Raw genomic sequence first — 10,292 nt, 5'->3', positions numbered from 1 at the left:
TCTATAACATTAGAAGAAGGTGGTTTTAATCTGTAGTAGTAATATTGTAATTTTATGGATAAAGGAGCATTAGAGTTAGTTGTAATGAGGGGAATTTTCTTAATTTCTCTCATCCATAGTTGCTTGTTTGAGTTATTTATTTCATTCGCTAGTGCTTCTGATATTGGTATTGATTTTTTTCTCCCATCTATTGTAAGTTTCAGTGTCTCCCGAGGTTTTTTTATCGGCTCGATGCGCCTCCTGTCTATTAATATACCATTTTCGTCAGTGATGACGAGGATAGGTTGTAGAGTTTTGGCATTTATATAAAAGTTGTATCCTTTTAGAAAGGACCTATATTCTTTTGCCCAGGGAAATTCAAATGTAGTTTTGATGTTTTTGCCTTGTTTGTTAACGATTTCGATGGGAAGATCATCGGGGAGCCAGAAGTAGTTGTCAATATCAATAAGGTTGCCATCTTTATCCACTTTTTTTGTTCGTTTAGGACAAGCGAGAACGATCAACTCCCCACCATTATCGAGTAGGCTGGTTAATTCTTCTTTGATCTTCTCTGCAAGATCGCCAACAAGATATAAATTGTCGTACAAAGATGTCACATTAAGGATTACCCATTTATAGTCATCTATATTTAGGGGATTATCCGAGTAAGGTCGTTTCCTGGTATAAAGTTCTCCCCATTCGCAACACTCTACTCCAGCGAAACCCGAAGCACCCAGAATCAAAATGTCTTTCTTATCTTCACTCATCGCGACTAACCCCGGATATAAATATAGTACTTAATGTAGTGGTTGTCAAGAGGTAAAATACTATATATTGTATTATGGGTGGGGTTGACGGCTTAGTTTTTCCTCTAAGGACTTGGCGATGCGGTACTCCGCATCCGACTCCTTCCTCCGCCCCAGCCGGAGATAGGCGTCGGAAAGAAGATAATGCCCAAACGGCTTGAAATAAGGGGAAGGGGTAAGAGAAAGCCCCTTTTTCGCCAAGGCAATGACCTCGTTCGGGTCCCTATTGGCGTCGAGAAGCGCCTTCCCTAAATAGAAGTAAGCCTGAGGAAGTTTAGGCGAAAGCTCAACTGCCCTCCTGAAAGCGGAGATCTCCTCGGAGAGCCGTCCCATTCTGGCGTAGATGAGCCCTATCTCAAGGAAATAGGTCCCGTCATTGGGGGACATCCTGCTCCCCTCCTCAAGAAGGGAGAGGGCGGTGGCGAGATCCCCCCTCCGACTCAGGAGGTAGGCGAGCTTCTTCCTCGCTCCGGAATGGGCGGGGTTCTCCTCGAGCACCTTGCGGTAAACCTCCTCCGCCTTTTTATAGTCGTTAAGTAGCTCATACATATTGCCGATGGTGAAAAGACGGCTGGCGGAAAGCTTGCCCTTTGAGAGGAGGGCATCTAAATATCTCTTCCCCTCACCGATCCTTCCGCTTTTCTTGTAGAGCCTGATGAGTGCACCCAGGGTGCTGGGGGAGTAATTCCCGGCAAGTACCTCCCGGTACACCGCGATCGCCCTTTCGAGTTTACCTATCTCCTGATAACATTTCCCTAAAAGGCTAAGTGCGGTTATCTTGGTCCATCTCTTTGGGGCGAGCTCGACCACTTTGGTAAGAGGAGGGATAGCCTTATTGAAACGATGCATCGCGACAAGCACCCGCCCTTTTAGTAAAAGTGCCTCTAAATTGTCGGGAAGCGTTTCCAATACCTTATCGATTATTTTAAGGCTCTCCTCGTATTTCCCCTCCTCCTCGAGCTTTCCGGCAAGGAGCACCTCGTTATAGATATCGATGAAATCCTTGGGATCGGGTAGGTTCCCCCTGCATTTCCTTGCTCCCGGAGCAGAGAGATAGCCCAAGGCGCGGATCCTTTCCGCAAGCTCCGGGCTCACCTCAGCAGAGGATCCCTCGCCCCGGCTGTATCCTCTCACTATCTCCTCCATCTTCCTCTTGAGGGCTTTAGCACGCTCCTTCTCCTTTTGGAATAGATTCCTCTCCTCGAAGGGATCGCTTTTTATGTTATAGAGCTCTGGCTTCGGGGCATCGATATAGTGGTATCGCCCGTCGCATATCCCCCTCAAGATGGCGAAGCCGAAATGGTTATATGCCCGCCTGCTTTCGGAGTAGGCATAGCGGGGGAACTCCGTCTTCGGTTTCCTCATAAGGGGGATGAGGCTCTTTCCCTCCACCTCCTTTGGGGCAGGAATGTCGAGAAGGGAGAGGATGGTGGGCATAATATCGATATTTCCCACCTGGGCTTCTATCTTCCTCCCTCGGTAGTTTCCCTCAGGAAGACGGATGATCAGGGGGACATTTATCGCCGAATGATAGATGAAGTAGCCATGCTCCGCCTCGTTGTGCTCTCCGAGCATCTCCCCGTGGTCGCCGGAGATGACGATGATCGTCTTTTTAAGGAGCCCTTTCTCCTTTAAGAACTGGTATATCCTCCCGATTTGCTCGTCGGTGAAGGCGACCTCACCCCGGTAAGGTCCGTTTTTCTCCTTCTGGTAGCGACTGCGGTAAGGTTCGGGTGGATCGTACGGGGCATGGGGGTCAAAGAGGTGGACGAAGGCGAAGAACCGATCCCCGAGGTGATCCTTCTGCCAATTTATATAGGAATCGACTACCTTATCCGCCCTCCGCTCGGCGATGCCGAACTTTATCGCCGATATCTCCTCAGGGGAGAAGGTATCATCGTAGAGATCGAACCCCTGAGCGATCCCCGTCGATGAACCGATGACAACCGAACCGATAAAACCGGCAGTGGTATAGCCCGCTTTCTTGAGGACCTCAGCCAAGGTGGTCATCTTCTCCGGCAGGATATAGCCGATGTTTTCGTAAACCCCATGGCTCATTGGGTAGCGCCCGGTGAGGAGGGTGGCGTGGGAGGGAAGGGTGAGCGGTATCTGGGCAGAGCAATTTTTGAAAAGTATTCCCTCCTTGGCGATCCTGTCGATGTTCGGCGTCTTAACCCCGCTTTCAGCATAACAGCTCAGGTAATCCGCTCGCATCGTATCGATGGAGATGAGGAGGAGATTCGCCTTGGGAAATTTGGACCTCGGGACGATATATCGGGGAAGTAGGATGAGCGAGATCGCCCCGATAACAAGAAGGGGAAAAACGATGAAAAGCCATCTACCCTTCTTAGGTTTTGGCTTTATCTCCTTTGGTGAAGGAGATATCTCTTTTTGAGGGGATGGCTTTTTCCCCTTTTTCTTCCGCCTTTTTCCTCCCATTTTTCCTTCTACCAGTAGTTGTCCTTGAATTTACGGTAATATTCAACCGTCTTCCTTATCCCTTCTTCGAGGCTTGTTTCTGGCTCCCAACCGAGCCTTTTCTTTATCTTGCTGATATCGGTTATATAATCCCCGGTTTCGGTAAAGGCGTAGCTCTTGGGGAAGGGAAGGTGCACCACCTTCGCCCCTCCCGCTTCCTTTGCCACCAGCTTTACCATATCCCGGAAACGGGTGCCCACCCCAGAGCCTATATTGAATATATCGTGGTAAAGGGTGGGAGAGGAGGCGGCGAGCATCCCCCGGGCTAAGTCCTCGACGAAGATGTAATCCCTGATCTGATCCCCCTCGCCGAAGATGGTGAGCGGTTTTCCCTCCAAGGCGAGGCGGATAAACCAGTTGATGATGCCGTACTTGCTGTGTTTCATCTGCTGTCTCGGCCCGTATGGGTTTGCTATGCGGAAGATGACCGTCTTCAACCCGTAATATTTGTGGTAGAAGGTGTAATACTTTTCCGCTGCCAGCTTGTGGATGCCGTATATGCTCAGGCAGTTTAGGGGATGGCGTTCGTCCACCGGGGTGTATTCGATCGAGCCATAGACAAAGCGGGAGCTCGAGAAGATTATTTTAGCTCCCGGCGCCTTCTTCCTCACCGCTTCCAGCACATTGAGATGACCTCGGCAGTTTATCTCAAGGTCGAGGAAGGGATCGTGGGCGGAATCGATATAGCTTACCTGGGCAGCCAGGTTGTAGATAAGCTCGCTTTCTGAGACGAGTTTCTCAACCAAGGGATAATGGCGAATATCCCCTTTAACGAACCTTACCTCATCCTCTATCCCCTTTAGGTTAAAGAGGTTCCCCCCATATAAAGGAAGGAGGGCGTCGAGGATGGTTACCTTGGCTCCGGCGGCTACCGCGAGATGGGCGATGGTCGAACCGATCATCCCAGCGCCACCGGTGATCAGTATCCTTTTTCCCGAAAGCTCGAAAGATTTCTCGTCCTTCAATATATCTCCTCAGATCGCTGCTATCAATAATACCATAGTTCCCCTGTTGATTTCAGGGAGATGGCGTGATTCGATATCGATTTTTTGCTCACCAATTTACTTTTCCCATTTAAGACCTCTGGCAAAAATTAGGCACCAATCCTGAGGAGAGCCAACGATAAGGTTATGCTTATTTTTCCCCGTTATCTGTATTAAAATAAGGAGGAGGAATGTTTCACATCTTAAGGAGGGGATCGATGAACTATCTCCGAGAAAAGGGATTGGTTTTAATCGTATCTTTTTTAGCTGTTGGCTTTCTTTTCTCCCTTAGCTCCTGTAAGGAAAAGCTCAATCCGCCGGCAGACCTTGTCCTTCTAAACGGAAATATCATCACCGTGAACGATGCTAACCCTAAAGCCGAGGCAGTGGCGGTTATGGGGAGTAGGATCATCAAGGTGGGGAGAAACGAGGAGGTGCGAAGGTTCATCGGTAAGGGGACGAAGGTTATCGACCTTGCAGGGAAAACAGTAGTCCCTGGATTGATCGACGCCCATCTTCATTTTATGAGCTACGGAAATACGAAGAGGATGCTCGATCTGGTGGGCACTGAGAGCAAGGAAGCCATCTTGAAGATGGTGGCGGAGAAGGTAAAGACCACTCCTCCAAATAAATGGATCCGGGGCAGGGGGTGGGATCAGAACGATTGGCCCAAGAGAGAACGGAAATTCCCCAACCGTTACGACCTCGATAGGGTTGCTCCGAAAAATCCCGTGCTCCTCACCCGGATCGATGGGCATGCTGCCTGGGTAAATTCGGTTGTCATCAAGATGGCAGGGGTAACCAGGAATACCCCTGATCCTCCCGGTGGGAAGATATTGCGGGATAAAAAGGGCGAACCCACCGGGGTCTTCGTCGATTCCGCTATGGGGCTGGTAGAGCGATTGGTCCCTCCGCTTACCTATGAGGATAAGAAGGAAAACGCCCTTATCGCGATGAGGGAATGTTTGGCTTTTGGTCTCACCTCGGCTCACGATCCAGGCATTGGACTTGAGGAGATAAGGGCTTACAAGGAGTTGATCGATTCTGGCAGGTTCGACTTCCGCATCTATGCGATGATCACCGGTTTCAGTAAGGCAGCGGAACATTACCTTAAGATAGGTCCCGAGGTGGGCTATGGCGGGAATAGACTTACGGTAAGGAGCTTCAAACTCTTCGCCGATGGGGCGCTTGGCTCCCGGGGTGCCCTCTTCTTCAAGCCGTACAACGATGATCCAGGAAATTGTGGTCTTTTAACCTTTGACCCGGAAAAAACCTACGATCTGATGGTGAAGGCGCTCAGGGCTGGATTTCAGGTATGCACTCATGCCATCGGGATGAAGGGGAACGCGATAACATTAGATCTTTATGAGAGGGCGTTCAAGACGGTGAAGGTGAAGGACCCTCGTTTCAGGATAGAGCATGCCCAGATCGTCCGGGCGGAGGATATCCCCCGTTTCGCCAAATGGGGAATAATCGCCTCGATGCAGCCGACCCATGCTACCTCCGATATGTATTGGGCGGAGAAGAGGGTTGGTCCTGATCGGCTGAGGTATGCTTACGCCTGGCGAAGCTTCCTCGATGCCGGGGTGATAGTAGCTGGTGGCTCCGATGCCCCAGTGGAGTCCCCGAACCCTCTGTGGGGGATCTACGCTGCAGTAACGAGGAAGGACCATAAGGGTTGGCCCCCCGGTGGCTGGCATCCGGAACAGTGCGTTTCCCGGATGGAGGCGCTTAAGATGTTCACCATAAACGCCGCCTACGCTGCTTTCGAGGAGAAGATAAAGGGATCGATAGAAAAAGGGAAGCTCGCCGACTTTACCATCTTGGATAAAGATATTATGTCCGTGCCCGAGGATGAGTTGTGGAAGGTGAAAGCCCTTGCTACCATAGTAGGGGGGAAGGTGGTGTATAAAGCCCCGGATGCCAGATTTTGATTGGGAAAAGGGAGCTTTATAAGCTTTCGCTATCAAGGAAGGAGGTGAGATTATGCTTGTTGAATTCACCATAGTACCGATCGGTGTTGGTGAGAGCCTCTCCAAGTATGTGGCTGACCTTATGGAGATAATTGAGAGTAGCGGTTTAGATTATCGCCTCACCCCGATGTCCACCATCGTTGAAGGGGAATGGGACGAGGTGATCGCCCTCATCACTAAATGCCATAAGAAGACGAGGGAGAAGTGCAATCGGGTGATAACGAGTATTACCATCGATGATAGGGCGGGAAAGAAGGGAAGACTGAAGGGGAAGATAGAATCGGTAGAGAGGATACTGGGGAGGGAGGTTAAGAAGTAGCCTCCGTTTCCTCTTGTTTCTTAGGGAGGACGATGGCGAGTATCAGATAGATGATTATCCCTATCCCATGGGTGAGGATGGTTCCTATCACCCAGATGATCCGCATTAGCGCGGGGTCTATTCGGAGGTAGTGTCCCATTCCCGCAGCAACACCGGCGATCATCTTGTCCTTTTCTGAGCGGTATAGCCTCCTTTCCCCATTGTTAGAGCCGTTTTCTTTCCTTACAATGATAAATAACCCTATAAGTATGAGGAAGAGAGGTAGAAGGAGGCGAAAGCTATAGCGGAAGCTGAAGAAGTAGTCAAGAGGGATAATGTCCATTCGGTCGAGGAGGAACATCGCCCCAACGGCGATAAGCAAAGCCCCCCAAAGTAGCGAGGTTTCTGCAGGCTTTCTTTCCGTCTCTCGAGGGGAAGGGTGTTCTTTTTCCTCTGGGTTTTCGGGTATTACGATTATAGATATAAGGTAGATTAGAATACCCGTTCCTCCAAAAAGGATGGAGACGAGGAAGATAATTCGGATTAGAGTTACATCCAGCCCAAAGTATTCTGCAAGCCCAGCACATACGCCACCTATCATCCGATCCCTTCGGGAGCGGTAAAGCTTTTTTGTCCCGGTTTTCCTTTCCTCATTCGCCATCTTTATTCCTTTTCCTTCATTATAACGATTTTTTCACCTCATTGGTTCGCTAATGAGGGTAAGGGATATCCTTCACCAGACGGAATCCTATATACTGCGTCCTTGTATTGGGAGGAACTCCCATCCTTCGGGCACACCTGCTGTTGAATGAGGAGAGGTCGATAGGCTTCCCATTTATCATATACATCGAATTATGTCCCCCTCCTCGGATGACAATCAACTTCCTGCTGTAGGTTCCGACCTTTCTTCTATTTCCCGGATAGGGAAGGTAGTGGCTTTTGGTCCACTCCCAGACATTTCCTGCCATATCGAAGGCGCCATAAGGGCTCTTCCCTTTAGGGAAGGAACCTACTTTGACTGGATCAAGATAATCGAAGGGGGGATGATAGCTAAGGAAGAAACCGCCCTCTTTGATAAACCTGTTTCCCCAGGGATAGATCCTGCCATCTGTCCCTCGAGCTGCTTTCTCCCACTCTTCCCTCTGTGGGTAGTCTCTTCCCTGCCCAGCGAGCATAGGCTTTTGCATCAGCGAGATCCACATTCACCACCGGAAGCTCTTCTTTGCCCGCAGGGACCCTCCCGTTTTCCCAATCCGGTGGTGGCTTATGTCCTGTTTCCCTTACAAACCTCTGGTAAAGGGCGTTTGTCACTTCATACTTGTCGATAAGGAAGCCAGAAAGATACACCCTCCTCTTGGGATACTCGTTCTCTGGTGCCCCTTCAATGCTGGGAAAGAAGGAGTGGAGGCTTTTTATTTCTCTTTTGTCGCTCCCCATTATAAACCTTCCCGAGGGAACATAGACCATATCCTCAGGTATCTTTAAAAGCTCATAATAAAGATGAAGTTCCTTCCCTGCTTTTACTTCTATTTTCCCCCGTAGAGGGACATAACCCCTGCTTCTAAGCTCGAGGAGGTGTTTCCCCGAGGCAAGTTTTATTATCTCCGGCGTTTTACCTCGGGGTTTGCCATCGATAATGATCCTTGTTCCTGATGGATCGCAGACGAGAAAGAGGGTGGAGGTAGTACCAGAAAGGGCGTTTTTCGTTTTTAGAGCGCTTCTCTCCCCTTTGGTTTTCTTCTTGATTGGTATTACAGCCTTTTTTGTTCTCGATCCTTTAGATGTTATCTTTGCAGTTTTCGGAGGCGGTGTTTTTTCTACCCCACCACGAGGGAGTCGTTTCACCCCTTCGACAATCCCCAAAACCCCCCCGATTACGATAAGAACAAGTAGAAGATAGATGCCAGCTCGAGGCGTTAGAAGCGGTTTCCTCGTCTTTAGGAAGTTTCCTATACTCTTTGGGAGCCTACCGAGCATAGCAACTGCCCTTTTCGCCGAAGGGGAGGTTTTTCCCCTCAGTTTAGTAAGGATGGATTCTATCTTCTTTTTCTCTATTCGTTCCGTCGGTGTTGAAAGTTCTTTCTTTATTTTCTCCAGTTCTTCGATAACTTCATCTGCTCCCTGAGGGCGTTTTTCTTTCTCCTTGGCGAGCATCTTTAGGAGAAGATTTTCGAAGGAATAGGGAATGGGGAGATCCTCTTTTATCTCCCTCAGGGTTGGTGGGGGCTCGGTGAGGTGTTTCGTTATATAGCCTACAAAGTTGTCGGCGACAAAGGGGGTTCTTCCGGTGAGCATCTCGTAGATCACACATCCTAAGGAGTATATATCGCTCCTTCCATCGAGTTCCCGTTCTCCCCTCGCCTGTTCTGGGGACATATACTCCGGTGTGCCAAAGACCATCTTCGTTCCGGTAGCGAAGGTAACCCCTCGTTCTCCGGAGATCTCCCTTATCTTGGCGATGCCAAAATCGAGTATCTTGATCCCCTCTTCTTCTTTCCCTTCTTCCCTTACCACCATAATATTCCCCGGTTTCAGATCGCGGTGAATCACCCCCTTTTTATGGGCATAGGAGAGGGCACGGCAGATGTGAATGGTGTATTCGATTACTACCTTAGGCGGAATTAATCCTTCCTCCCTCAGCTTTTTTCCCAGATTTATCCCCGGGATGTATTCCATCACCAAGTAGGTGATACCAGAGGGGGTATGGTCGTAATCGAGGACCGAAACTATGTTGGGATGGGAAAGTCTTCCTAATATCTTTGCCTCCCGCTGGAACTGTTTGAGGGAGGCAGAATCGGAGAGAAGGTTGGGAGCAAGGATCTTTATCGCCACCAAGCGATCGATGTTGAGGTTTATCGCGAGATAAACCTTTCCCATTCCCCCTTGTCCCAGTCCTTTGGTTATCTTGTATTTCCCTCCGATTACCTCCCCGATAAGAGGGTCCTTGCCTATTTCTGTCTCTGGGAGAGGGGTACCACAGCGGGTACAGAATTTATAATTATCAGGGAGGATATGACGACAGGAAGGATTAGGACATATCTTCATCCCCTTGAACCCCCAAGGGTTTGTGAGATTTCCATTTAGAGCAAACAACCTCCCGCATTAAATTCCTCCATACTGGCAATGGTGAAGAGCGATCGGTATTTCCTTCATCTACAATAGAGAAAACCTCCCTCTCAGCCCCAGCGGGATTAGTCCTATTTTACCTTTAAGATGCTTAAAAGTAAAGCTAAATTGAGCCGATCCTTATGAGGGGTTCTTTGGGGAATGAGGTAAGGGATTTTGCAACTCCTTTCTCATCTATGTATAGGACATCCTCGAGCCGTACCCCAAATCCTTGCTCCGGGAAATAGAGTCCAGGCTCTATGGTGAAGACCATCCCTGGGGTTATTTCTTGATCCCCTCGAGGGGCAGAGGCTAAAAACGGCGGTTCGTGAACCTCGAGCCCAACCCCGTGGCCCAGGGAGTGCACGAAGCCGGAGGTGATAGCAGGATCACCCCGCAAGGAAGGATACCCCTTCGCTTCGAAGAAATCACATACCAGATGGTATAGTTCCGCCCCACTCATTCCCACCCTTATCTCCTTCATTATGAGCGTCATCGCTTCCTTTACCGTGGAGTATATCCTTTCTTCCTCTTTCCCGATTTTACCGAGGAAGAAGGTGCGGGTGATGTCGAAGAAGTATCCTGATCGCCGATCCTTAGGAAACATATCGAAGACGATGGGAGCGCCAAGAGAAAGGACCGTTTCCTCCCCTCCGTAGTTGTGGGGTAT

At 49.5% G+C, this 10,292-nt stretch carries 7 protein-coding genes and 2 pseudogenes; 2 read left to right on the top strand and 7 right to left on the bottom strand.

The window, feature by feature from the left end; translation table 11 throughout:
* The 3 genes from J7L64_03530 to J7L64_03520 all read right to left on the bottom strand — a co-directional run.
* On the bottom strand, positions 1 to 746 hold a 746-nt coding region (locus tag J7L64_03530; GenBank protein MCD6451425.1), incomplete at its 3' end, for a hypothetical protein.
* Positions 747 to 818: 72 nt separating this feature from the next.
* Positions 819 to 3,224: a sulfatase-like hydrolase/transferase gene (locus tag J7L64_03525; GenBank protein ID MCD6451424.1), complete on the bottom strand. Its 2,406-nt coding sequence runs from the start codon at positions 3,222 to 3,224 to the stop codon at positions 819 to 821.
* A gap of 8 nt (positions 3,225 to 3,232) precedes the next feature.
* Positions 3,233 to 4,228, bottom strand: a complete 996-nt coding sequence (locus J7L64_03520) for a GDP-mannose 4,6-dehydratase (protein ID MCD6451423.1) — start codon at positions 4,226 to 4,228, stop codon at positions 3,233 to 3,235.
* A gap of 236 nt (positions 4,229 to 4,464) precedes the next feature.
* Between J7L64_03520 and J7L64_03515 the strand changes: the two genes are divergently transcribed.
* Both J7L64_03515 and J7L64_03510 read left to right on the top strand, forming a co-directional pair.
* Positions 4,465 to 6,180 (top strand): amidohydrolase, encoded by a 1,716-nt coding sequence (locus J7L64_03515; GenBank protein MCD6451422.1) that lies wholly within the window; start codon positions 4,465 to 4,467, stop codon positions 6,178 to 6,180.
* A gap of 52 nt (positions 6,181 to 6,232) precedes the next feature.
* Positions 6,233 to 6,538 (top strand): MTH1187 family thiamine-binding protein, encoded by a 306-nt coding sequence (locus J7L64_03510; protein MCD6451421.1) that lies wholly within the window; start codon positions 6,233 to 6,235, stop codon positions 6,536 to 6,538.
* Positions 6,539 to 6,758: 220 nt separating this feature from the next.
* Here J7L64_03510 and J7L64_03505 read toward each other — a convergent pair.
* The 4 genes and pseudogenes from J7L64_03505 to J7L64_03490 all read right to left on the bottom strand — a co-directional run.
* Positions 6,759 to 7,178: pseudogene (locus J7L64_03505) on the bottom strand (PspC domain-containing protein).
* A gap of 49 nt (positions 7,179 to 7,227) precedes the next feature.
* Positions 7,228 to 7,677, bottom strand: a pseudogene (locus tag J7L64_03500) (SUMF1/EgtB/PvdO family nonheme iron enzyme).
* A complete protein-coding gene (locus J7L64_03495) occupies positions 7,568 to 9,562 on the bottom strand; it encodes a protein kinase (GenBank protein MCD6451420.1) in 1,995 nt (664 codons plus the stop codon). Before J7L64_03495 ends, J7L64_03500 begins: the two are co-directional and overlap by 110 nt.
* A gap of 184 nt (positions 9,563 to 9,746) precedes the next feature.
* The coding region (locus tag J7L64_03490; GenBank protein MCD6451419.1) for an aminopeptidase P family protein at positions 9,747 to 10,292 on the bottom strand (546 nt) is incomplete at its 5' end.

Source organism: Acidobacteriota bacterium (assembly GCA_021161905.1).
In the GTDB taxonomy this organism is placed as follows: Bacteria; Acidobacteriota; B3-B38; order Guanabaribacteriales; family JAGGZT01; genus JAGGZT01.
This window is presented reverse-complemented; position numbering and strand designations above follow the sequence as displayed.

Coding starts and splice junctions, on each gene's coding strand:
- J7L64_03525 (MCD6451424.1), bottom strand. CDS start 3,224: ATGGGAGGAAAAAGGCGGAAGAAAAAGGGGAAAAAGCCATCCCCTCAA.
- J7L64_03515 (MCD6451422.1), top strand. CDS start 4,465: ATGAACTATCTCCGAGAAAAGGGATTGGTTTTAATCGTATCTTTTTTA.
- J7L64_03510 (MCD6451421.1), top strand. CDS start 6,233: ATGCTTGTTGAATTCACCATAGTACCGATCGGTGTTGGTGAGAGCCTC.
- J7L64_03495 (MCD6451420.1), bottom strand. CDS start 9,562: ATGAAGATATGTCCTAATCCTTCCTGTCGTCATATCCTCCCTGATAAT.